Below are 23,467 nucleotides of genomic sequence, written 5' to 3' on the forward strand. Positions count from 1 at the left end.
GACAAAAGGGGTTGAGCGGCTTTCAGCCCTTCTTGAGCACCAGCTCCGTGTTCTTGTCCCCCGCGCCACCGCCGAGCTTGGTGCTCGACCCCGGGGCGTTGTAGGCGAGTTCGCGGTAGAGGGCGGCGAGGCCGGTCTGGGAGAGGTCGCCGAAGTCGGTGCGGTGCGGGGCCGCGGACTCGACCAGGGTGGTGAAGACCGACAGCGTGCCGTCCTTGTTGTCCACCAGCTCGATGACCCGCGCCAGGTGCGGGAAGTCGATGTGCGAGGCGGTGGAGATCTCCCAGAACGAGCGGCCGTCGGGCGCCGAGTGCGGGGTGATCTCGTTGCGGTGGATGTGTCCGTTGACCCAGGCCAGGACGTTGCGGTGGCTGCCGAGGAGGGCGATGACCTCGTCGCCGCTGTGCCGGCGCTCGCCGGGGGCGGCCGGGTCGGGGCGGGTGTTGTCCATCGAGGTGCTGGTGTGGTGGCTGAAGATCACCGCGTACGAGTCCTTGTTCTCGCGCAGTGTCCGGTCCAGCCACTTCAGCTGGGCGGAGCCGATGGACCCCTGGTAGTGGCCGCCCGGGTCGGTGGTGTCGAGGCTGATGCCGATGACGTCGTCGGCGACGCGGAAGCTGTAGTACTGGGTGCCCGCTTCGAGGTTGGCCGTGGAGTAGCCGTGCCCGACCGGGCCCACGCCCCGGTGGGCGGGGTCGAGGTGGGCCTTGAGGTAGTCGCGGGCGGTGTAGGGGGCGCGCCGCTCGTCGGGGGTGACCGAGCGCATGTCCCGGGTGTGCGACTTGAGCAGGTCGCGGAAGGCGTGGCCCAGCGGGTCGGAGGCCTTCTGGACCATCTTCTGGAGCTTCCTGGACTCGGACGCGGACAGCGACATCAGCTTCTTGCCGCCGACGGCGTACTCGGCGAGCCAGGAGTCGCCGTGGCCGTAGCAGCCCAGCGGCAGGGTGTCGTGGTTGCCGACCGTGGAGTACCAGGGGATGTTGAGGCCGGGGCTGTTCACCTGCCGTACGGCGGCGGCGAGATAGCCCGGCAGGTGCGGGAAGCCGTACTGCTTGTCGGTGTCGCGGGCGGCCGAGTCGGCCTGCCAGTACAGCTTGAGACCGCTGTTCTGGACGCCCTCGTAGTGGCGCGGGTCACCGGAGTTGGGGGTGACCCGGCCGCCGCTCATGACGGTGAGGAACCAGTCCAGCTCGGTCTTGGAGTTGTTGTCCGTGTTGTCGCCGGTCGTCATGGCGAACTGGAGCGGGGCGCCGGTGACGGGGGCGCCGCGCAGCGCGTTGATCCGCTCGACGAGCGAGATCGCGCCGGGCACGGTCAGCGCCTCCTGCGGCCGCCAGGAGTGCACGTCGGCCGAGCGCACGTACTCCAGGCGCATCGGGTGCTGGACGTCCATCAGGTGCAGGTCGGTGAGCTGCACGAACGCGGCGAGCGAGGTGCGGCGGCCGGCCCGGCCGGTCTTCGGGGCGGCGAGCTCGGAGCGGACCTTGCGGCTCCAGCCGGCCCCGTCGGCGAGCCGCCGGTAGCCGGAGCCCGCGCGCGGGGCGGCGACGGAGGCCACGGTGGTGCCGCGGGTGTAAGGGGCGAGCGGGGCCTCGACCGGGGCCTTGCGTGACTGGGCCACGGGGGCCTCGGCGGCGGCCGGGGCAGCGGGGGCGGCGGCGGTCGCGGCCTCGCTGTCGGTGGGCCGCAGGGAGTAGCCGACACCCACGGAGACGGCGGCCGCTCCGGTGGCGGCGAGGACGGTACGACGGTGGACCCCCAGCGCGTTGCTGGCGACAGAGCGTATGCGCGACATGGCGCGATCTCCCCGAGTGCGAACTGCGTCGGCAGTGGTCGCGGACGCTCGCAGTCAGTCGCAGCCGCGAACAACCCGCTCGCTCTGGATGCTTGGCACCGGGGGTGACCTGCGCGTGAACGAGACGGCAACGCGCAACGCCGATTCCCGTACGTGGATCTTGGGCCACCCTGCGTGTCCATGACTGCTCGTCGAACGGCCGGGGACCGGTCACGCGCTGTTCATCTTCCGGGGTACGACAGCTATTCCCCGCCCTCCGTCCCGGGACGTCCGGTCACCGGCCGCTCGCGCCACAGCCGCAGTCCCTGGTCGACCAGGCGGACCCGGTTCAGCCCGGACACGGCGTCCAGGTCGTGCCACTGCGCCATGTCGGTGGAGCCGTTCACCTCGAAGCGCAGTTCGCCGCCGACAACCCGGGCCTCGTACACGATCCCCACCCCGTGCCGGCCGGCCTCGCGGCCGAAGCGGCGGCGGAACGTGAACAGCCGGGAGCACACGCCGAGCAGTCCGGTGACCTCGACGCGGTAGCCGGTCTCCTCCTCCACCTCCCGCAGCACGGTGTCGTACGGGTCCTCCCCGTACTCGGTGCCGCCGCCGGGCAGCGTCCACTCCGGCCGCCCCTGGTCGTCGGTCCAGCGGGCGAGCAGGACCTGCCCGTCCCGCACGCAGATCGCGTAGGCCGACAACCTCAGTCGCTTTCGCACCCGTTCGTCCCTTCTCTCCCCCACGGGCATCGCGGGTTTTCCCCACACGCCCATATCGATTCGGTCAACTCTCTCTAAACATCCTTCTCATAGGTAAAGCTGAGCGATCGTCCGGGAGCACATCCGGATCACCCTCAGCTTCTTTTCCCACAAGGGACGACAACAAGGGATGCCGATGACCCTCACCCCCCAGCGCGATCCCATATCGGGCGCGAGACGTGTCGCGCGCATAGCCGTGGCCGCAGGTCTGGTCGCCGCGCTCTCCGCGGCGGGGCCGATACCCATGGCCTTCTCCGCCGACGCGGGTGACACCCCCGCCGCCGACCCGGTCGTCAAGTCCGCCGACGACAAGCTCGGTTCGGACGACGCCGACGCCCTCGCCGCGGCCAAGGCCGACGGCGCCAAGAGCATCACCCTGATGGTGGCGACCGCCCCCGGCAAGACCGAGCAGGTCGCCGAGGAGCTGGACGCGGTCAAGGGCGGCTCCGTGGGCCGCACCTACGACAAGCTCGGCTACGTCCGCGCCACCGTCCCCACCGGGAAGGCCGACTCGGCCATCGCCGCCGCCGCGAAGCTGTCCTCCGTGCACGGCATCGACGTCAAGCAGGACATCCCGCTGGACGACCCGACGCCGAGCGCCGACACCGCGAAGGGTGCCGCGAAGAAGGGCACCGCGACCTACCCGGCGCCCGGCAAGAAGACTCCCGCCGAGAACCCGTACAACCCGTCCTTCGAAACGGGCGCCGTCGACTTCGTGAAGAAGAACCCGAAGGCGGACGGCCGGGGCATCACCATCGGCATCCTGGACTCCGGCGTCGACCTCGGTCACCCGGCCCTGCAGAAGACCACCACCGGTGAGCGGAAGATCGTCGACTGGGTGACGGCGACCGACCCCGTCTCCGACGGCGACGCCACCTGGCGGCGGATGAACACCCCGGTCTCCGGCCCGAGCTTCACCTTCGACGGCCGTACCTGGACGGCGCCCGCCGGGTCGTACCAGGTCAACCTGTTCCGTGAGGCCGCGACCGCGGGCGGCGACGCCAAGGGCGACGCGAACCGCGACGGCGACACCACCGACACCTGGGGCGTGCTGTACGACGCCGCCGCCGGGACCGTCCGGGTCGACCTGAACAACAACCAGGACTTCAGCGACGACACGCCGATGAAGCCCTACAAGGACGGCTACCAGATCGGCTACTTCGGTACCGACAACCCGTCGACCGACGTCGTCGAGCGCCAGCCGTTCGTCGTCGAGATCCGCAAGGACGTCGTCTACGACGCCGCGGGCAGCAAGGCCGACTACGTCAACATCGGCGTCATCGAGTCCGAGCACGGCACGCACGTGGCCGGCATCACCGCCGCCAACGGCCTGTTCGGCGGGAAGATGAACGGCGCGGCCCCGGGCGCGAAGCTCGTCTCCTCGCGCGCCTGCACCTGGACCGGCGGCTGCACCAACGTGGCGCTGACCGAGGGCATGATCGACCTCGTCGTCAACCGCGGGGTCGACATCGTCAACATGTCGATCGGCGGCCTGCCCGCGCTCAACGACGGCAACAACGCGCGCGCCGAGCTGTACACGCGCCTCATCGACACCTACGGCGTCCAGCTGGTCATCGCGGCCGGCAACGAAGGCCCCGGCGCCAACACCATCGGCGACCCGGGCCTGGCCGACAAGGTCATCTCGGTGGGCGCCGCCATCTCCAAGCAGACCTGGGCCTCCAACTACGGCTCGGTCGTGGAGAAGAAGTACGCGATGATGCCGTTCTCCTCGCGCGGTCCGCGTGAGGACGGCGGCTTCACGCCGACGCTGTCGGCCCCGGGTGCCGCGGTCAACACCACGCAGACCTGGCTGCCGGGCTCCCCGGTCGCCGAGGCGGGCTACTCGCTGCCGGCCGGCTACTCCATGCTCCAGGGCACCTCGATGGCCTCCCCGCAGGCCGCGGGCGCGTCCGCGCTGCTGCTGAGCGCGGCCAAGCAGAAGCACATCGCGCTGACGCCGGCCACCCTGCGCACCGCCCTGACCTCGACCGCCGACCACATCAAGGGTGTGCAGGCGTACGAGGAGGGCGCGGGCCTCATCGACATCGTGGACGCCTGGAAGGCCGTCAGGGACGGTGCCACCGCCCACGAGTACACCGTCAAGGCCCCGGTCGACACCGCGCTCGACCAGCTGCTGAAGACCCCGGGCTTCGGCACCGGTCTCTACGACCGCGAGGGCGGTCTGAAGGCCGGCCAGAAGAAGACGTACGACGTCACGATCACCCGTACGTCCGGCGCGGACAAGGCGATCCGCCACGAGCTGCGCTTCGCGAACAACGCCGGGAACACCTTCCGGATCGTCGGCTCCGACGAGGTTAAGCTGCCGCTGAACAAGCCGGTGACCGTCAAGGTCCAGGCCGCGCCGAAGTCCGCGGGCCTCAAGAGCGCGATCCTCGAGGTCGACGACCCGAGGACCGAGGGTCTCGACAAGCAGATCATGACCACGGTCGTCGTCTCGACGCCGGTGAAGTACACCTACAGCACGAAGAACACCGTGCAGCGCAACAGCACGCAGTCGTACTTCGTGACCGTGCCCGAGGGCGCCACGGCGTTCGAGGTCGCGATCGGCGGGCTCAAGGACAAGAGCCAGACGCGGTTCATCTCGATCCACCCGTACGGCGTCGCGGTCGAGGACACCGGCACCCCGTACTGCTACAGCAACTACCCGAACACCAACGGCTGCAAGCCCGACGCGCGTTCGTACCCGAACCCGCAGGCCGGTGTCTGGGAGATCGAGGTCGAGTCGCGCCGCACCTCGCCGCTGCTCGACAACCCGTACAAGCTGGACCTGGCCGTCTACGGTGCCGCCTTCGACCCGGAGACCGTGACCGTCCCCGAGGCCAAGGCCGGTGAGCCGGTCGCCGCCTCCTGGAAGGTGACGAACAAGCTCGCCGCGATCGACGGCAAGCTGGCCGGCGGCCCGCTCGGCTCGTCCAAGTCGGCCCGCCCGACGATCGCCGAGGGCGCCGTGCAGACCAGCACGGTCGAGGTGCCCGCGGGCGCCAACTCCCTCGACGTGGCCATCGGCAACGTCTCGGACCCGTCCGCCGACCTCGACCTGACGGTCTACGACTCCCAGGGCACCGTGGTCGGCCAGTCCGCCGACGGCGACTCCGAGGAGTCCGTCTCGGTCGCGAAGCCTGCCGCGGGCACCTACACCGTCGAGGTCGTGGGCTACTCGGTCCCGGCCGGCTCCACGGCGTACGACTACCAGGACGTGTTCTTCTCCAGCGCCCTGGGCACGGTCACCGTCCCGGACGCGCCGGTCAAGCTCGGCACGGGCGCCTCGACGACCGTCTCGGGCAGCGTCACCGCGCTGGCGGCCGCTCCGGAGGGCCGTGAGTTCTTCGGCCGGGTCAGCCTCGTCAACGCGCGCGGCACGGTCGCGGGCGTCGGCAGCGTGAAGATCGAGAAGGTCACGCCGTAGCACTGCTCCGTACGCTGTAGCACTTCTCCGCACGTCGTAACACTTCTCCGCACGCCGTAGCACTTCTCCGTACGGCGATCAAAGGGGCGGGCGTCCACCCGGGCGCCCGCCCTTCGCCGTGCCTCAGCAGGACAGCGTGCGGGACTCGGGCAGCGCGGCGGTGACCCAGGCCCGCTCCCGGGCGACCTCCTTCTCCCCGACGGCCCAGTGGTCGGGGTTCGGGGCGCCCCCGGACACGCCGAACAGGACGCGGGTGCCCTGGGCGAGGGGGGCGGGGAGGTCGTACTCGCCGATCACGTAGGTGAGGTGGTCGAGGTCACGGGTCTGCTTGAAGTAACGGCTCACGTGCACGGTGACCTGGAGTTCCCCGGTGGCCGGGAGCTTCTTCACGACGGTCACCTCGCCCTCGGCGACCGTGGTGGCGCAGGCCAGGTACACCGGGGTGCCGAAGCGGACGCCGGCGTCCGCCTTGGAGGCGCCCGAGTCGGCCGAGCTCAGGCGGTCCGAACCACTGTGCCCGACGAGCCAGCCGAGTCCGGTGACGACCGCGGCGACGGTGGCCACCGCGAGGGTGCCGAAGGCCAGGGCGCGGGTGCGGCGGCGGGCCCGGGAGGGTCGTAGCGGAACGGGGTCGGGGACCGGTGGCGCCGCGGTGAGCGTCTCGCCGAGGATCCCCAGCTGCTGCCTCAGCAGTGCGAGGTCGGCCTCGGCCGCCCGGTACTCGGCCATGAAGGCGCCGTCCGCGCGGGCCTGCTCGCCGGGTTCCTCGCCGGTGATCGCGGCCATGAGCGCGTCGGAGTCGTACGTCTCGTTCTCGGCGCTCATGTCACACCACCTCGTCCTCGTGCAGACGGGCGCGCAGGGCCCGGACCGCCGTGTGCAGCCGGCTCTTGACCGTGCCCTCCGGGACGCCCAGCTCCCGGGCGATCGAGCGCACCGGCAGATCGGCGAAGAACCGCAGCAGGAGGACCTGGCGCTGCTGGTCGGGCAGCTCGTCCAGGCCCTGGGCCACGGCGAGGGAGAGCACGCTGGTGTCCTCCCCGGAGGGGTGCTCGTGCTGCCTGAGCGAGGCGAGCCGCTCCCCCAGCCGGTCCTGGCGCTTCCTGGCCCGGTGCCAGTCCATGGCGAGGTTGGAGGCGACGACCGCGGCCCACGCGGACACGTCCCGCGGCGCCTCGTACCCCTTCGCCGCCCGCTCCAGCAACCGCAGGCGGACCTGCTGCACCCCGTCCGGCAGGTCCGCCTGCGGCACCCCGCCCAGCGCGAGCACGGCCCGCACCCGGCGTTCCTGTGCCGGGTCCAGAGGATCGGCGTCCTCCTGGACCCGGCGCGCCCTTCTGCGCAGCACAAGCCACCCCCCTCACCGCGTTTCCTCTACGACGCCGCTGCGGGCGGAAACGTTCGGCGGTTCCCCGGGAAAATCGCGCAGAGGTGTACGTCACACCCCCCAGCAGTCCATTCCTCGGGCATGGAGCGCAAAGAATTGGACAGGCGGACCCGGGTCGGCCGCATGATGGAAACGCCGCAGACGCACAGGAACACGTGAGGGAGTCACCGTGAGGGTCGGAATCGTCGGAGCCACCGGTCAGGTCGGCACGGTCATGCGCGGGATCCTCAAGGAGCGCGACTTCCCGGTGACGGAGCTGCGCCTGTTCGCCTCCGCGCGCTCGGCGGGCTCGGTCCTGGACGGCGTGACGGTGGAGGACGCGGCGACCGCCGACTACACCGGCCTGGACATCGTGCTGTTCTCCGCGGGCGGCGCGACCTCGAAGGCGCTGGCCGAGAAGGTCGCCTCGCAGGGCGCGGTCGTGATCGACAACTCCTCCGCCTGGCGCAAGGACCCCGAGGTCCCGCTGGTCGTCTCCGAGGTGAACCCGCACGCCATCGCGGACCGCCCCAAGGGCATCATCGCCAACCCGAACTGCACCACGATGGCCGCGATGCCGGTCCTGAAGGTGCTGGACACCGAAGCGGGCCTCCTGACGCTGATCGCCACCACCTACCAGGCGGTGTCCGGCTCCGGCCTCGCGGGCGTGGCGGAGCTGCACGGCCAGGTGCAGAAGGTCGCCGCCGACGCGGACAAGCTCACGCACGACGGTTCCGCGGTCGACTTCCCCGAGCCGCAGGTCTACAAGCGCCCCATCGCCTTCAACGTCCTGCCCTTCGCCGGCAACCTCGTCGAGGACGGCCTGAACGAGACCGACGAGGAGCAGAAGCTCCGCAACGAGTCCCGCAAGATCCTGGAGCTCCCCGAGCTGAAGGTCTCCGGCACCTGCGTCCGCGTCCCGGTCTTCTCCGGCCACTCCCTCCAGGTCAACGCCCGTTTCGCCCGCCCGATCACCCCGGAGCGCGCGACGGAGCTCCTCGCCGGCGCCCCCGGCGTCACCCTCTCGGACATCCCGACCCCCCTGGAGGCCGCCGGCCAGGACGCCTCCTTCGTCGGCCGCATCCGCGCCGACGAGACCGTCGACAACGGCCTCGCCCTCTTCATCTCCAACGACAACCTCCGCAAGGGCGCCGCGCTGAACGCGGTGCAGATCGCGGAGCTGGTGGCGGCGGAGCTCAAGGGCTAGGACGTGGCCGACCGCGTGGGAGCGGTGGGCGTCTTCGCGCGAAGGGTCCCGGGGACGCCGACGCGGTGAACCGGGGCCCCGCGAGCCCTACGGCCTGCGCACCTCGTAGAGGAAACAGCCGTACTCGACGGCCCGGACGTGGACGAGCACCACGGACGGGTCGTCGAAGGCGTTCCGGAGTGCTTCGTCGCCGACGGTCGCGGCCAGGTGTCCGCCCAGGATGTGCCCGTCGGCGGAGTAGCGGCGGACGGTCCGGTGGGCGTTGGCGAAGGGATAGCCGTCGCCCTCCTCCGGCCCCGCGCACTCCTCGGCGTGGATGAAGACGGGGCCCTGTTCGTCGTACGCCCCGGGCTCGGCACCGGTCTCGGCCGCCCAGCGGCGCAGGGGCGCGTAGGAGACGAGCGCGATCCGCTCCCCCGGCGCACTCCGGCGCAGACAACACCTCAGCGGCGCCCCGCCCTCGCCGTCGGTGACCGGGGCCAGGGGGCGTCCGGCGTCGTCGGCGGTGCGGAGTTCCTTGAGGACCGGGGGTGCGATGGGCCGTGCGGTGTAGGTCGTCATGGGACCAGGCTGGCGCGGTCTCGGGCTGAGTACTGGCGGGATTCGGACGTGGCTTCGGGGTTCTTGCCGTCCACCACGAACGCGAGGCCGAGCTACCAGGACTCGGCCTGCAAGAACAACGTGACCACCTCCACGCAGAACCAGACGATGAACACCAGACACGCAAGCCACAGCCCCCACAGGATCCAGCGGACCTCTCTTCGTATGCGCATGAGCGGATCATTCCCCCTCGCGGTCCTGGACCTGTCACCGGGCGTGGATCCTGGCGTCCAGGTGGAGCGCGCCGCTGTACGAAGGGGCCCCGGCAGATCGCTGTCGCGACCCTCCCGGCCCCTGTAACGTCACAGCGTCCTCGCGTTACGCAACTCCGGAGGCGCTCGTGGGTACCGATCTCTGTCCGGTGTGCGGGACGCGGCTCGCGGGGCGGGATGGGCGGACCGGTCGTAGTTCCGTGTACTGCTCCGCCGCCTGTCGGCAGAAGGCGTACCGGGAGCGGCATCGGCCGCAGGGCCGCACCGTGCAGGGGCTCATCGACGACATCGGGCGCCAGGCCGGGCTACTGGCGACGAGGCCTGTCGGCGCGCTCTACGACACCGTGAGCGAACTGTCCGTCTCCGTGGCCCGGTTGAGGCGGGTCGCGCGGGCGGTCCGGGACACCGGCGGGGATTCCGTCACGCCGGACAACGTGACGGAACCGGCCGGCGGCGAGCCCGACTTCGGCGCCCTCACCGAGCGGTACCGCCGAGAGATCCAGGTGCACTGCTACCGCATGACGGGCTCCTACGACGAGGCCGAGGACCTGGTCCAGGAGACGTTCCTGCGGGCCTGGCGGGCGTGGGGCGGGTTTCAGGGGCGGGCGAGCGCGCGGATCTGGCTGTACCGGATCGCCACCAACGCCTGTCTGGACCTGCTGCGGCGGACCGCGCGCCGGCCCCGGCGGTACGAGCCGGTGCCGGGGATGCGGCACGGGGACGGTGAACCGCCCGTCCGCGTCACCTGGTTGCAGCCCTACCCCGACGACGAGATGCCCCTAGCCGACGAGCATGAGCGGCCGGAGTCCGCCGCCGTGTCCCGCGAGACGCTGGAGCTGGTGCTCCTCGCCGCGATCCAGCACCTGCCCCCGCGCCAGCGGGCCGCCCTTGTCCTGCGGGACGCACTCGGACTGACCGCCGCCGAGACCGCCGAGGCCATGGACACCAGCGTGGCCTCGGTCAACAGCGCCCTCCAGCGGGCCCGGCCCGCCCTGCGCGAACAGCTGCCCCGGCAGCGCGCCGACTGGCGGACCACCGTGCCCACGGAGGGCCAACGGGCCGTACTGGACCGGTACATGGCCGCCGTCGGACACCTCGACCTCGACGCGACGGCCGCGCTGCTCGCCGAGGACGTCACGCTCACCATGCCGCCGAACCCGTTCTGGTTCACCGGCCGGGAGGCCTTCCTCGACTTCGTGCGGGCCGGCCTCGACCCCGCCGCCCCGACGTTCCTCGGCCACCGGCGCAGCGTGCCCACCCGCGCCAACGGCCAGCTGGCGGCCGCGAATTACGTCCGCCGACCGGGTACGAGCGTCTACCGGGCCCAGGTCCTGGACGTCCTGCGCTTCGACGACCACGACGACCGGATCGCCGAGATCACCTCCTTCGAACCGCACCTCTTCCCGGCGTTCGGGCTGCCCCTGCGGCTCTGACGACGGGCGGCCTCACCGGCACTTTCGTCAACGCTACGGGCGGGACGGCCCGCGCCCCCGCCACCAGGTCCGCAGCCACAGCGCGTGCAGACCGCCGAGCGTGACGACCACGGCGAGTCCGTCGAGCCGGTCCGAAGTCGCCCGCCCGGGGCCCAACTTGGCCACCGCCCGCGCGAGGAGCGTGATGTCCGCGGGCAGGGTGATGGCGGCGAAGAACGTGAGACACAGCGCGGTGCCCACGACGAGCACCACGCTGTACACGCGCACGGCCCGCCGTTCGTGCGCGGGCAGTTCGAGGCTGGGGTCCTCGGCGCCCGTACGACGGTCGGGGCGCCGCAGCAGTCGCCGGGCCCGGTAGCGCGTGTACGCCACCCCGTCCCCGAAGAGGTCGCGGCAGCGCGTGAGGTCCTGGAGGACGAAGTACAGGTCGGTGCGCATGAAGACCATGAGCTGGAAAGGGAGCGGGAGCAGCGCGAGCAGGGCCACGGCGGCGAGGACACGGCGGGGTGTGCCGGTGGTAGCGCCCGCGGCCAGCCCGGCCAGGGACGCGACCGTCACGTTGGTCGCGATACCGGCGAGATAGGCGGTCAACCGGTGGCGGCGCGGGGCGAGTTCGATACCGCTGATGTCCGTCTGCATCACCAGGAACTGCAACCGGGTGCCCAACCGCATCCGGCCCGCCACGCCCGTCGCGCGGGCGGTCAGCAGATGGGCGCACTCGTGGAGCAGCAGCAGGCCCCAACCGACGCCGGCGCCCAGGGCGATGACCGCGCTGCCGTGCGAACTCCACAGCAGCGTGCGGTAGTCGAGCGGGACGGGCGGCCGGGTGAGCAGGGTGAACGCGACCAGGAGGACGACCGCCACGGGGACCACGGAACTGAGCAGCCAACGCACATGACGGGGCCGTATCCGTGCCAACGTCGGTGCGGGCGGCGGCTCCTGGTCGACCGGACGCCCGTCGACCTCCGCGACGAACCCGAGTCCCAGCAGGGCCTCCACGAAGTCCGGTACGTCGATGTCGTCACCGGTGCCGACGCGCAGCCGTTCGCCGACCTCGGCCGGGGTGAGGCCCTGGCCGAGGAGGTCGAGGGCCTGCTTGCCGACCTCGGGCAGGGCGACGAAGCGGCCGGTCGCCATCCGGCCCACGATCCACTCGTCGCCGTCGGGGCGGGAGTCCAGGGCGTGCAGCCGTACCCGGTTCACCCGCGGTCCCCGCACGCCGGGCAGTCCAGGAGGCGCGGGGCGCGGTGGTGCACCTGGTCGCCGGGCAGCATCAGGTTCACCCCGAACCGGAAACCCGGCTCCAGCGCGGGCACCCCGGTCAGCAGGGCGAGCGCGGTGTGGGCCAGCAGTGCCCCGGACAGCCCGGCGGTCACGGCGCTCGCCGGGTTCCACGGCATCCGGGGCGAGGCCACCTCCGGGTCCTGCCCCGGCCCGAGCCGCAGATCCCGCCGGGCGATCTCCCCGGCCCGCAGACACTCCCAGCAGGCCCCCTGCCCGGGCACATACACCCCGGCGGTCACCAACGGCCCCCGGTAACCGGCGTCCACCCACGGCAACCCGGCGTCCAGACACACCCGGTTGGTCCACCGACGGAGGTCGTCGGGACGGTCGGCGCCCTGGGCGAGGAGGTCGTAGGCGGGCGCGGTTGCCGGGGTGCCCACCGGCCCAGAGTCACGCCCCGCCCCCAACCCCCGCACCAACTCCCCCAGATCCCCGACCCCCCGAACCTCCCTCCGTTCCCCCGTCACCGTCACATCCGAGTTCAGGCCGCGCAGAGTCCCCACCGCGCTCTCCACCTTCGGCCGCCCGATGTCCCGTTCGCGATACAGAGGCTGGCGGTTGAGGTTGGAGAGTTCGACCACGTCCGGGTCGACGCAGTGGACGTGGCCGATGCCCGAGGCGACCAGGGACTGGGCCGCGTGGCCGCCCGTGCCGCCGACGCCGATGAGGAGGACGCGGGCCTCGCGCAGGCGGAGTTGGGCGTCCCAGGGGCTGGTGCGGGGGGTGAGGTCCATCCAGCGGAGCAGCGGGACGCCGCGGCTGTAGCGGTCCTCCTCACGCGGCGGCACCGGCACCGCCGCGAGCGCGTCGTCCACGAATCCGGCGGCCAGCAGGTCCGCCATCGCCTGGTCGGCGTCCTCGGCGGGCAGGCCGGGGTGGCCGCGCAGGACCTCGGCGACCACCTCGGCCGGTCCCCGCGACCCGTCCATCGACTCGACCAGCGTCCACACCCAGCCCTGCGGGTCGGCGATCTCCGCGCCGATGCCGTGGACGACGCTGCCGATCCGGACGTTGCCGTCGACCGTGCGGTACGCGCGGTGCTCCGGCTTGATCCGGGGCCGCCGCAACGCCCCGACCGTCACTGCGGCCGCCTCCGTCATCAGGGCCCCCTACCCGTCCCACGTACACCTCCTTGACACTCTGACCCCCTCGGCACAGCCTTGACAAGAGCGGTCACCGATCGCTTCGGAAAGGTCAAATCCCGTACGAAGATGAGGAGTTGGTGTGCCCACCAAGATCGTGATCCGCCCGTTGGACAAGAAGGAGACCACCGGCGAGAGCGGCGGCAACGGCGGCAGCTGAGAGGACCTCACATGCCCATCAAGATCGTGATTCGCCCGCTGGACAAGAAGGAGACCACTGGGGACAGTAACTCCCAGGGTGCCTGAGCGGTCGATCAGCGTTCGGAGGGCCGGCGTGCGGACTTCGCTCTATCCGACAGTCGACGAGTTGGAGCGAAGGGCCCGCACGCTGGCCCGCGCGGCCCCCGGCAGGCTGCGGCTGAGGCAGGCCGGGGAGAGCAGGGCGGGCCGCCCGCTGTGGCTGCTGTCCGCGGGACACGGTGAGCGCCAGATCCTCACCGTCGCCGGGGCCCACGCCAACGAACCGGTGGGCGGCGCATCGGCCCTGCGGCTCGCCGCCCTCTTTGCCCGCAGGCCGGGACTGCTCGAACAGCTCGGCTGCACCTGGCACTTCCTGCTCTGCCTCGACCCGGACGGGGCCCGGCTCGCGCACGGCTGGCAACCGGAGGAACCGGCACCGTCGCTGACGGAGTGTCACCGTTTCTTCTACCGGCCCGCGTTCGCCCGCCAGCCGGAGTCCCTGCCCGCGCCGCCCGGCGCACCGCTGCCCGAGTCGGCCGCGCTCCTGCGGCTCCTGGACGAACTGCGGCCCGTCGCCCAGTTCACCCTGCACGGCATCGAGTTCGGCGGTGCCTTCATGATGATGACGCGGGAGGTGCCGGGCGCGGCCCGCGCCTTCCGGGAGACGGCGGCCCAACTGCGCGTCCCCGTCGACCTCCACCCCGTCGACGGCCCCGACTGGCGGCTCGACCCGCCCGGGGTCCTGCTGCTGCCCGACGGCCACGGCGCGGGCGAACGCGACCCGAGCGGATACGTCGCCGACAGCACCTGGTTCCACCCGCGCCGCCACGGCACCGCGACCGTGCTGATCGAGACCCCCGCCTGGGCCGTGCCCGCGATGAGCGACGCGCGGCCCGTCACCGACCCGTACGCCGAGATCGCCCGGATCGGCGAGGTGCTGCTGGGGCGGATCAGGGAGGTCACGGACGTACTCGGGGAACGGCCCGGCATCGTCGTACCGGAGGAACTGGCGCCGCTGCACGACGCGGCGCGGGAGCTGGTCGAGGTGGCGCCGTCGATCGTCGAGACCTGGGCCGGTGAGGAACCCGGCCGGTTCCGGGGGCACTTCGCGGCCCTCGGCATCTCGGCCCGCCGGATTCCGCTGCGGGTGGCGGCGATGACGGGCCGCGCCCTGGCCCGCGGCGCCCCCGAGACCGCCGAGATCCTCGGCAACCTGGTGCGCGAATGGAGCCAGGAGCTGGAGAAGACGTACGACCTGCGCTGGGTGCCGGTGTCCGCGCAGACCGGACTTCAGGTGCGCACGATGCTGAACACGGCGGCGCTGATGTGCGCGGAGGGCGGGTGACCGGGGCCACCCGCCCTCCGCTGCCGCCGGCCGCGCGGGGCGCGGCCGGGGTCGGCTACTGCGCCTGCGCGTCCGCCGCCTGGGCCTTCAGCGCGCGCTCCACGCCCGAGCGGGACTCGGAGACGAGGCGGCGCAGGGCCGCGTTCGGCTCGGCCGTGGTCAGCCAGGCGTCCGTGCGGTCCAGGGTGTCCTGGGAGACCTGGAGCGACGGGTAGAGGCCGACCGCGATCTGCTGGGCGATCTCGTGCGAGCGGGACTCCCAGATGTCCTTGACGACCTCGAAGTACCGTTCCGTGTACGGCGCGAGCAGCTCCCGCTGGTCGGTCTGGACGAAGCCGCCGATGACGGCCTCCTGGACGGCGTTCGGCAGCTTGTCGGACTCGACGACCTGCGCCCAGGCCTCCGCCTTGGCCTCCTCGGTCGGCCGGGACGCCCGGGCGGTCGCCGCGTGGCGCTCACCGGCGGCCGTCCTGTCCCGCTCGTACTCGCCGGCGATCTCCGACTCGTCGTAGCGGCCCACCGCGGCCAGCCGCTGTACGAACGCCCAGCGCAGCTCGGTGTCGACGGCCAGGCCCTCGACGGTCTGGGACCCGTCCAGCAGGCCCTCCAGGAGGTCCAGCTGCTCCGGCGTACGGGCCGTCGCCGCGAACGCCCGCGCCCACGCCAGCTGGTGGTCGCTGCCCGCCGCCGAGGACCGCAGATGGGCCAGCGTGGCGTCGGTCCAGCGGGTCAGCAGGGCCTCGCGGGCGGTGGGGGCGGCGTACAGCTCGATCGCCAGCTTCACCTGCCGGTGCAGCGACTGCACGACACCGATGTCGGACTCCTTGCCGATGCCGGACAGCACCAGGGACAGGTAGTCGCGGGTGGCCAGTTCGGCGTCACGCGTCATGTCCCAGGCCGACGCCCAGCACAGGGCGCGCGGCAGCGAGGACTCGAAGTCGCCGAGGTGCTCGGTGACGAAGGCCAGCGACTGCTCGTCGAGGCGGACCTTGGCGTACGACAGGTCGTCGTCGTTCAGGAGCACCACCGCGGGACGGCGCTTGCCGACCAGCTGCGGTACGGCCGTCAGCTCGCCGTCGACGTCCAGCTCCACGCGCTCGTCGCGCACCAACTTGCCGCTGTCGTCGTCGAGTTCGTACAGGCCGACCGCGATCCGGTGCGGGCGCAGCGTCGGCTCGCCCTTGGCGCCGGCGGGCAGGGCCGGGGCCTCCTGGCGGATCGCGAAGGAGGTGATGACACCCTCGGCGTCCGTCTCGATCTCCGGGCGCAGGATGTTGATGCCGGCGGTCTGGAGCCATTTCTCCGACCAGTTCTTCAGGTCGCGCCCGGAGGTCTCCTCCAGCGCGCCCAGCAGGTCGGACAGGCGGGTGTTGCCGAACGCGTGGCGCTTGAAGTACGCCTGCACGCCGCCGAAGAACTCGTCCATGCCGACGTAGGCGACGAGCTGCTTGAGGACGCTGGCGCCCTTGGCGTACGTGATGCCGTCGAAGTTGACGAGGACGTCGTCGAGGTCGTTGATCTCGGCCATGATCGGGTGGGTGGACGGCAGTTGGTCCTGCCGGTAGGCCCACGTCTTCATGGAGTTGGCGAAGGTCGTCCAGGAGTGCGGCCAGCGGGAGCCGGGGTGGTACGCCTGGCAGGCGATGGAGGTGTAGGTGGCGAACGACTCGTTCAGCCACAGGTCGTTCCACCACTCCATGGTCACGAGGTCGCCGAACCACATGTGGGCCAGCTCGTGCAGGATGGTCTCGGCGCGGACCTCGTACGCGGCGTCCGTCACCTTGGACCGGAAGACGTACTGGTCGCGGATGGTCACCGCGCCGGCGTTCTCCATCGCGCCCGCGTTGAACTCCGGGACGAACAGCTGGTCGTACTTCTTGAACGGGTACGCGTAGTCGAACTTCTCCTGGAACCACTCGAAGCCCTGCCGGGTCACCTCGAAGATGGCGTCCGAGTCGAGGTGTTCGGCGAGCGAGGGACGGCAGTAGATGCCCAGCGGCACGGACTGGCCGTCCTTCTCGTACACGCTGTGCACGGAGTGGTACGGGCCGACGATCAGCGCGGTGATGTACGACGAGATCCGCGGGGTCGGCTCGAAGGTCCAGACATCGTCCTTCGGTTCCGGCGTCGGGGAGTTCGAGATGACCGTCCAGCCGGTCGGCGCCTTCACGGTGAACTGGAAGGTGGCCTTCAGATCGGGCTGCTCGAAGGAGGCGAACACCCGGCGGGCGTCCGGCACCTCGAACTGGGTGTACAGGTACGCCTGCTCGTCCACCGGGTCGACGAAGCGGTGCAGGCCCTCACCGGTGTTGGTGTAGGCGGCGTCGGCGACGACCCGCAGGATGTTGCGGCCCTCCAGCAGACCGCGCAGCGCGATCCGGGAGTCCGCGAAGACCTCCGCGGGGTCCAGGGCGTCCCCGTTCAGCGTGACCTCGTGGACCGTGGGGGCCACCAGGTCGATGAAGGACTCGGCGCCTTTCCCGGCGACGTCGAAGCGCACCGTGGTCACGGACCGGTAGGTACCGCCCTCCTGCGCGCCGGAGAGGTCGAGATCGATCTCGTAGGACTCGACGCTCAGCAGCTTCGCGCGCTGCTGGGCCTCTTCGCGAGTCAGGTTTGTGCCAGGCACGCGGTCATCTCCTCGTTATGTGTAGGTTCGGCGGTTCGGTCATCCTTCCACGAACTCTCTCCGACGGTTCGAGGGATTACCCTGCGGGTTCGCGGGGGCGGTGCCCTGGCGACGCGTGCCGCGAGGCGGACGCCGTCACCGGGAACGCGTGCCGCGAGGCTCATGCCGTCACCGGGTTCGCACGTGGCGTCACAGTGACCGCTGCGGCACCGGTGCCGTCGGGCCCTCGGCCTCTTCACGCCGTACGACCGCGGCGGCGGGCCGGACCCCCCGTAGCCGCCCGGCCACCGCCCCCTTGCCGACCCGGCCCCCCGACAACTGCCCCACCACGGTCGCCCCGAAAGCCACCGCCATCCCCACCACCTGCACCGGCGTCAGCGCCTGGCCCAGCGCCGCCCAGCCCACGATCGCGGCGGTGAGCGGGGAGAGCGGGCCGAGGAAGGTGACCTGGGTGGCGGTGAGGCGGCCGATGCCGCGGAACCAGAGCCAGTACGCGACGGCCGTGTTGGCGAGCGCGAGGTAGAGGTAGCCGCCGATCGCGGGGCCGTCGAGGGCGGGTGGGGCGCCCTCGACGAGCAGGGCGAGGGGCGCTATGAGCAGGCTGCCGGCGGTGAGCTGCCAGGCGGTGAGGGCGAGCGGGCCGACTCCCTCGGGGCGGCCCCAGCGCTTGGTCAGCACGGTGCCCGCGGACATCGAGGCGGTGCCGGCGAGCGCGGCGAGCACGCCGAGAAGGTCGAGGGCGCCGGCCGCCTTGAGCACGACCAGGCTGACGCCGAAGGCGGCCGTGAGCCCGGTGAGCACGCTCCGGGTCGTGGGCCGCTGCCCCAGCAGCCCGGCCGACAGCGCCACGACGATCAGCGGTCCGACCGACCCGACCACCGCGGCCATGCCGCCCGGCAGCCGGTACGCCGACAGGAACAGCAGCGGGAAGAAGGCGCCGATGTTCAGCGCGCCCAGCACCGCGGCCTTCCCCCACCACACGCCCCGCGGCAGCACCCGGGCGAGCGCGAGCAGCACAAGCCCGGCGGGCAGGGCCCGCATCACGCCGGTGAACAGGGGCCGGTCCGCCGGGAGGAACTCGGTGGTGACGGCGTAGGTGGTGCCCCAGGAGACCGGGGCGAGGGCGGTGAGCAGAACGGTGGTGAGACGGCTCATGACCGAGCCCCTTCCGAGGGTGGGGTGGCTCCTCCAGCAGTGCCTTGCATGAAAGTAGCTTACCCCTAAGCTACTTTCCGTCAAGCCACTTGCTTGCGGGTGATCCTGGGAGCGCCGATACTCGGCACATGAGTGCAGAGCGCAAGGACGCCGTCGACGCGATCATCGACCAGTGGGCGGCCGCGCGGCCCGACCTCGACACCAAGGCCATGGAGGTCTTCGGGCGGATCTTCCGCCTCTCCCGCACCATGGGCGACCGCATGGAGAAGGCGTACGCCCCCTACGGCATCTCACGCGGCGAGTTCGACGTCCTGGCCACGCTGCGCCGGTCCGGCGAGACCCACACCCTCTCCCCCCGGCAGCTCTCGGCCACCCTGATGCTCACCACCGGCGGCATGACCGGCCGCCTCGACAAGCTCGAACGCGCCGGTCTCCTGCGCCGCTCCCCCGACCCCCACGACCGCCGCGGCCTCCAGGTCACGCTCACGGAGAAGGGCCTGACCGTCATCGACGAGGCGGTCGGCGCGGGCCTCGCCGTCCAGACCCGGTCCCTCGCCACCCTCGACGACGAACAGGCCGACCGCCTGGCCGACCTGCTGCGGGAGCTGCTGGCGGGGACGCCGGGGTCCGACTAGGGCCCTGCGTGCGCGGTCACCACGGGCGAGCGGGTCCGGCTCGCCCGCCTCGCCCGCCGCCCACGCCACGTACCCGTCGGGCCGCACCAGGACGGTCGTACGACGGTCTCCCGCCCGGCGCTCGGCGGCCGGCGGTGCTCCTGGAGGCCGTGGCGTGGCCGACGCCGACGCTCCAGCGGTGACTCACGGCGCCGAGCCCCTGACCCGGACAGGCCCCGCCGAGCCCCTGACCCACCCGGGCCCGGACATGCCGAAGGCGCCGGCCTTGCCCGCGTACGGCTGGCGCTCGTACGCGGGCGGGACCGGCGCCCCGGTGAAGTGCGGTCAGGCCTTGGAGGCGGCCTTGGGCTTGCTCTTGGGGGCGAGCACACGGTGCTCCGCCTTGGACTTGTCCAGGACCATCACCAGTCCGGCGATGACGCCGAACAGCACGAGCGGGGCCACGACGAAGAGACCCAGCGTGTCGATGACGCTCAGACCCGTGCCGGGGTCGTCGCCGTCGTCGCGGGTCAGCGCCGAGGCCGGAACCGACATGAGCAGCATCATCAGCGTCGTACCGGCAGCCAGGGCGCCGGCGCGCAGGGCGTTCTTCTTGTCCACGGGCCCAAAGTATCCAACGCCGGTTCGGCCCGCGCGCCCGGGGTGCCGTATGAGGCGCGAGGGGGCACATGCCGACTGGCGGCGACCACAGCCCACCAGGGGCGCGGGGCCGCGTCGATGTGCGGCTCCGCCGCGTGGGCGCGACCAGCCCCGCCCGCCCGCACCCGAAGTCGGACCGGCACCCCTACGGCGCCCGCAGCACCTCCACCAACGCATGCAGCCGAGGTGAGGACGCCAGATCCTCCAACGTCACCACCCGCCCCTCCCCGTCCGCGATCGGCAACCGCCAGTTCGGATACTGGTCCCACGTCCCCGGCAGGTTCTGCGGCCTCCGGTCCCCCACCGCGTCCGGCAGCCAGACCCCCACCATCCGGGCCGGGGTGTGCAGCAGGAACCGGTGCACGGCCTGGATCTGCGCCTCCTCCGAGGCGAGGTCCGCGCCACCCGCCGTACCGTGCAGCAGCCCCAGGCGGGCCAGCAGCTCCAGCCACTCCCCGGCGTCCGCCGCCGCCTCCGCCCGTTCCTCCTCCAGCGGCCGGGTCAACAGGCCCAGGCTGTCGCGGAGTTCGACGTGCTCCCCGGTGAGACGGGAGGCGGTCGGCGGCAGATCGTGGGTGGTCGCGGTCGCCAGACAGTCCGCACGCCACCGCTCCGGCGGCAACGGACGCCCGTCCCCCTCCCAGTCCCGCTCGAACCAGAGCACCGACGTGCCGAGCACCCCGCGCTCGCGCAGCACCTCGCGCACACCGGGCTCCACCGTCCCGAGATCCTCGCCGATGACGATCGCCCCGGCCCGCGAGGCCTCAAGCACCAGCACGGCGAGCATGGCCTCGGCGTCGTAGCGGACGTACGTCCCTTCCGTGGGCGGATGCCCCTGCGGGACCCACCACAGCCGGAACAGCCCCATGACGTGGTCGATGCGCAGCGCGCCGGCGTACCGGAACAGGGCGCGCAGCAGCTGCCGGTAGGGCGCGTACCCGGACTCCGCGAGCCGGTCGGGGCGCCACGGCGGCAACCCCCAGTCCTGGCCGCGGGCGTTGAAGGCGTCCGGGGGCGCTCCTACGGACATCCCGGCCGCGAAGTACGCCTGTTGGGCCCATGCGTCCGCGCCCTCGGGATGCACGCCGACCGCGAGGTCGTGGACGACGCCCACCGCCATGCCCGCTTCCCGCGCGACCCTTTGTGCGGCGCCGAGTTGGCTCTCGGTGAGCCAGGCGAGGCGGGAGTAGAAGTCGACGCGGTCCATCGACTCGCCGCGCGCACGGGCCGTTTCGGGCGAGCGCGGGTCACGCAGTGCGGCGGGCCAGCCGCGCCAGTCCGAGCCGTGCGTCTCGGCGAGCGCGTACCAGGTGGCGTGGTCCTCCAACGCCTCGCCGCCCTCGGCGAGATAGTCGGCGTAGGCGGCCCGGCGGCCCGGCCCGAGCTCCACCTCGCGGACGATCTCCAGCGCCTCCCGCTTCAGCTCCCAGACGGCGTCCCGGTCGATCAACGCGCCCTTCTCCAGCACCGCTTCACGCAGCCGCTCGGCCCGCTCGCGCAGGGTCCGCAGCCGGTCGGGGTCGGTGACATGGGCGTACTCGGGGATGTCCTCGATCCGCAGGTGCACCGGGTCGGGGAAGCGACGCGAGGAGGGCCGGTAGGGGGACGGGTCGGTGGGGGCGCCGGGCACGGCCGCGTGCAGCGGGTTGACCTGGACGAAGCCGGCGCCGAGGGCGCGTCCCGCCCAGGAGGCCAGTTCGGCGAGGTCACCGAGGTCGCCCATGCCCCAGGAGCGGTGCGAGAGCAGGGAGTAGAGCTGGACGAGGAGGCCGTACGACCGCCCCGGCGGGGGGGGCAGCCGGGGCGGGGCCACGATCAAGTGGGCGTCGGCGGTGCGGCCGTCGGGGGCGGTGGCGGTCAACCGATGGACGCCGGGCGGGAGTTGGTCGGCGGCGGCGCGGGTCTCGCCCTGTTCGGTCTCGATCCGCAGCCGGGTGCCCTCCGGCAGGGCCGCGGCGAAGGCGGGCGGGGCGCCGCTCCAGCACACCACCGTCGGCGGCAGCAGGCGTTCGCCCAGCTCGCGCTCGCGGGCCGCGAGGGCCGCGGCCGGGTCGCCCGCGTCGACGCCCAGCGCGGCCAGGGCCAGCGTGACGGCGGTGGCGGAGGCGGCGACCGTACGGTCCGGAGCGGGCTGGTAGGAGGTGGCGACGCCGTACGACTCGGCGAGCCGGGAGAGCTCCGGTCCGGGGGGCTCCGCCATCTAGGGCTCCAGGTGGGCGTGCGACTCACTGGTGAGGGGGGCGGCGTCGGCGAGCGGGGGTTCGCTGGTGAGGGGTTCGGCGTCGGGCAGGGGTGGTTCGCTGGTGAGCGGGGTCTCGGTGCAGGCGCCTTCCGCGCTGAAGACACAGAAGTGGTCAGCGGGCGCCTCGGGTTTGGACAGGGCCGAGAGCAGAAGATGTGCCGATGCGGCCACGGGGGCCTCCTTGTCGAGTTGGTCGAGTTGGTCGATCTGGTCTCGCTGGTCGAGTACGACGACGGGGGTTATCGCAGCCCTACCCAGTGAACGCGAGAGCAGACGTGCGGGCGAGAGAAGTCTCTTTCTCCAAGATCACTATTCACTCAGTACATGTACTTGATGCATAGTGGAGTCCATGAGCACCCGCCACATCCTGCTGGGGCTGCTCGCGGGAGGGCCGAGCCATGGCTACGACCTCAAGCGACGCCACGACGACCGTTTCCCGCAGGCCCGTCCGCTGGCCTACGGGCAGGTCTACACGACCCTGCAACGCCTGGTCAGGGACGGTCTCGCGGAGACCTGCGGCACCGACTCGGACGGCGGCCCGGAGCGCACGACGTACCGGTCGACGGAGGCGGGGACGCGGGAACTGGCCGCGTGGGCCGGGGAGATCGCCCCGCCGGCGCCCTTCGTGACGAACGAGATCTTCGCCAAGGTCGTCGTCTCGATCCTGGCCGGCGGTGACCCGGACGCGTATCTGCGGGCCCAGCGTGCCGCTCACATGGCGCGGATGCGGGAGCTCACGGCGGTCAAGACCGCGCCGGGGGCCGACCTCGCGACGGTGCTCTCGGCGGACTTCGCCCTCAACCACCTCGACGCCGACCTCCGCTGGATGACGACCACGGCGGCCCGGCTCACCACTCTGACCACGGAGGTCCACCCGGCATGACCGACAAGGGGGAACACACGGTGCCGCTTCTGGAGGGACGCGGCCTCGTGAAGGCGTACGGCAGGACGGAGGCCCTGCGGGGTGCCACGGTCGCCCTCATGGCGTACTACACGACCGGCGTCGACCTGACGGCGGTCGCGGTCCTCGTCGCCCTCGCGCTGGTCCTGACGGCGCTGGCCGTCGGCACCGTGGAGTCCCTGGCCACCCGGCGCCGGGGGCTGGCCGCGCAGGTCGCCGCCGGGGTGCCGTACCGGGTGCTGGCCAGGGCGCTGCTCCTGGAGACCGCGCTGCCGCTGGCCCCCGCGGGCGCGGTGGCGGGCGCCGGCGGCACCGCGATCGGGCTCTGGTACGCCTCGCTGGCCGCTCCGGACGCGGCGACGGGACCGCCGTACACCGCGCTCCTGGTGCCCGTGGCGGTCTACACGGCCTGCCTCCTGGCCGCAGCCGCCTCACTACCCCTGCTGCGCCGCTCGGCCCGCCCGGCGGAACTCAGGTACACGTAGAGGACACGACCACCCGCCCCACGCCCGCGACGACCCCCACGGCCTGC

18 protein-coding genes and 2 pseudogenes are annotated in these 23,467 nt (G+C 72.2%); 7 read left to right on the forward strand and 13 right to left on the reverse strand.

The genetic code is table 11. The features are described from left to right. Positions 1-22: 22 nt before the first annotated feature. Positions 23-1,795, reverse strand: coding sequence for a TIGR03767 family metallophosphoesterase (locus G3I78_RS22425; RefSeq protein WP_164427363.1), 1,773 nt, complete (start codon positions 1,793-1,795; stop codon positions 23-25). Positions 1,796-2,037: 242 nt separating this feature from the next. After that, on the reverse strand, positions 2,038-2,499 hold the full coding sequence (locus tag G3I78_RS22430) for an NUDIX hydrolase (protein ID WP_164427365.1): 462 nt from the start codon (positions 2,497-2,499) through the stop codon (positions 2,038-2,040). Positions 2,500-2,674: 175 nt separating this feature from the next. Between G3I78_RS22430 and G3I78_RS22435 the strand changes: the two genes are divergently transcribed. Further along, positions 2,675-5,965, forward strand: coding sequence for a S8 family serine peptidase (locus tag G3I78_RS22435; protein WP_164427367.1), 3,291 nt, complete (start codon positions 2,675-2,677; stop codon positions 5,963-5,965). 123 nt (positions 5,966-6,088) lie between these two features. On the opposite strand, the gene G3I78_RS22440 is transcribed toward G3I78_RS22435, so the two are convergent. Both G3I78_RS22440 and G3I78_RS22445 read right to left on the reverse strand, forming a co-directional pair. After that, the gene (locus G3I78_RS22440) at positions 6,089-6,790 is read right to left on the reverse strand and encodes a hypothetical protein (protein WP_203615360.1); all 702 of its coding nucleotides are present in this window, start codon (positions 6,788-6,790) and stop codon (positions 6,089-6,091) included. Between the two features lies 1 nt (position 6,791). Continuing rightward, the gene (locus G3I78_RS22445; RefSeq protein ID WP_164427369.1) at positions 6,792-7,313 is read right to left on the reverse strand and encodes a sigma-70 family RNA polymerase sigma factor; all 522 of its coding nucleotides are present in this window, start codon (positions 7,311-7,313) and stop codon (positions 6,792-6,794) included. Between the two features lie 208 nt (positions 7,314-7,521). Here G3I78_RS22445 and G3I78_RS22450 point away from each other — a divergent pair, with 208 nt between their 5' ends. Next, positions 7,522-8,538, forward strand: a complete 1,017-nt coding sequence (locus G3I78_RS22450) for an aspartate-semialdehyde dehydrogenase (protein ID WP_164427380.1) — start codon at positions 7,522-7,524, stop codon at positions 8,536-8,538. Positions 8,539-8,625: 87 nt separating this feature from the next. On the opposite strand, the gene G3I78_RS22455 is transcribed toward G3I78_RS22450, so the two are convergent. Further along, complete coding sequence (locus G3I78_RS22455) at positions 8,626-9,099, reverse strand: DUF1203 domain-containing protein (protein WP_164427382.1); 474 nt, start codon at positions 9,097-9,099, stop codon at positions 8,626-8,628. A 379-nt stretch (positions 9,100-9,478) separates the two neighbouring features. On the opposite strand from G3I78_RS22455, the gene G3I78_RS22460 reads away from it, so the two are divergent. Then, complete coding sequence (locus tag G3I78_RS22460) at positions 9,479-10,783, forward strand: RNA polymerase subunit sigma-70 (protein WP_164427385.1); 1,305 nt, start codon at positions 9,479-9,481, stop codon at positions 10,781-10,783. A 33-nt stretch (positions 10,784-10,816) separates the two neighbouring features. Here the strand turns inward: G3I78_RS22460 and G3I78_RS22465 are convergent, their stop codons facing one another. Beyond that, the gene (locus G3I78_RS22465; RefSeq protein ID WP_164427857.1) at positions 10,817-11,986 is read right to left on the reverse strand and encodes a hypothetical protein; all 1,170 of its coding nucleotides are present in this window, start codon (positions 11,984-11,986) and stop codon (positions 10,817-10,819) included. Next, the gene (locus G3I78_RS22470; RefSeq protein WP_203615361.1) at positions 11,983-13,167 is read right to left on the reverse strand and encodes a ThiF family adenylyltransferase; all 1,185 of its coding nucleotides are present in this window, start codon (positions 13,165-13,167) and stop codon (positions 11,983-11,985) included. The genes G3I78_RS22465 and G3I78_RS22470 overlap by 4 nt, the downstream gene beginning before the upstream one ends. Positions 13,168-13,483: 316 nt before the next feature. On the opposite strand from G3I78_RS22470, the gene G3I78_RS22475 reads away from it, so the two are divergent. Continuing rightward, positions 13,484-14,734 carry a M14 family zinc carboxypeptidase gene (locus G3I78_RS22475; RefSeq protein WP_164427387.1) on the forward strand — a complete coding sequence of 417 codons (1,251 nt, stop codon included), beginning with the start codon at positions 13,484-13,486 and terminating at the stop codon, positions 14,732-14,734. Between the two features lie 55 nt (positions 14,735-14,789). Here the strand turns inward: G3I78_RS22475 and pepN are convergent, their stop codons facing one another. Both pepN and G3I78_RS22485 read right to left on the reverse strand, forming a co-directional pair. Then, the gene (pepN, locus tag G3I78_RS22480) at positions 14,790-17,363 is read right to left on the reverse strand and encodes an aminopeptidase N (protein ID WP_164427389.1); all 2,574 of its coding nucleotides are present in this window, start codon (positions 17,361-17,363) and stop codon (positions 14,790-14,792) included. A gap of 189 nt (positions 17,364-17,552) precedes the next feature. After that, positions 17,553-18,518 (reverse strand): EamA family transporter, encoded by a 966-nt coding sequence (locus tag G3I78_RS22485; RefSeq protein ID WP_164427391.1) that lies wholly within the window; start codon positions 18,516-18,518, stop codon positions 17,553-17,555. 128 nt (positions 18,519-18,646) lie between these two features. Here G3I78_RS22485 and G3I78_RS22490 point away from each other — a divergent pair, with 128 nt between their 5' ends. Then, complete coding sequence (locus G3I78_RS22490; protein WP_164427393.1) at positions 18,647-19,153, forward strand: MarR family transcriptional regulator; 507 nt, start codon at positions 18,647-18,649, stop codon at positions 19,151-19,153. A 27-nt stretch (positions 19,154-19,180) separates the two neighbouring features. Here G3I78_RS22490 and G3I78_RS53225 read toward each other — a convergent pair. The 4 genes and pseudogenes from G3I78_RS53225 to G3I78_RS22505 form a co-directional block, all read right to left on the reverse strand. Further along, a pseudogene (locus G3I78_RS53225) lies at positions 19,181-19,282 on the reverse strand (hypothetical protein); the annotation flags it as partial. Positions 19,283-19,477: 195 nt separating this feature from the next. Beyond that, the gene (locus G3I78_RS22495; protein ID WP_164427395.1) at positions 19,478-19,753 is read right to left on the reverse strand and encodes a hypothetical protein; all 276 of its coding nucleotides are present in this window, start codon (positions 19,751-19,753) and stop codon (positions 19,478-19,480) included. Between the two features lie 184 nt (positions 19,754-19,937). Next, on the reverse strand, positions 19,938-21,992 hold the full coding sequence (gene malQ / locus G3I78_RS22500; protein WP_164427397.1) for a 4-alpha-glucanotransferase: 2,055 nt from the start codon (positions 21,990-21,992) through the stop codon (positions 19,938-19,940). After that, entirely contained in the window at positions 21,993-22,205 is a 213-nt protein-coding gene (locus G3I78_RS22505; RefSeq protein ID WP_164427399.1) for a hypothetical protein, read from the reverse strand. 178 nt (positions 22,206-22,383) lie between these two features. Between G3I78_RS22505 and G3I78_RS22510 the strand changes: the two genes are divergently transcribed. Further along, complete coding sequence (locus tag G3I78_RS22510; RefSeq protein WP_164427401.1) at positions 22,384-22,917, forward strand: PadR family transcriptional regulator; 534 nt, start codon at positions 22,384-22,386, stop codon at positions 22,915-22,917. Positions 22,918-23,018: 101 nt separating this feature from the next. Beyond that, positions 23,019-23,420, forward strand: a pseudogene (locus G3I78_RS22515) (ABC transporter permease); the annotation flags it as partial. Positions 23,421-23,467 lie beyond the last annotated feature (47 nt).

Source organism: Streptomyces sp. SID13726 (assembly GCF_010548375.1).
Taxonomy (GTDB): Bacteria; Actinomycetota; Actinomycetes; order Streptomycetales; family Streptomycetaceae; genus Streptomyces.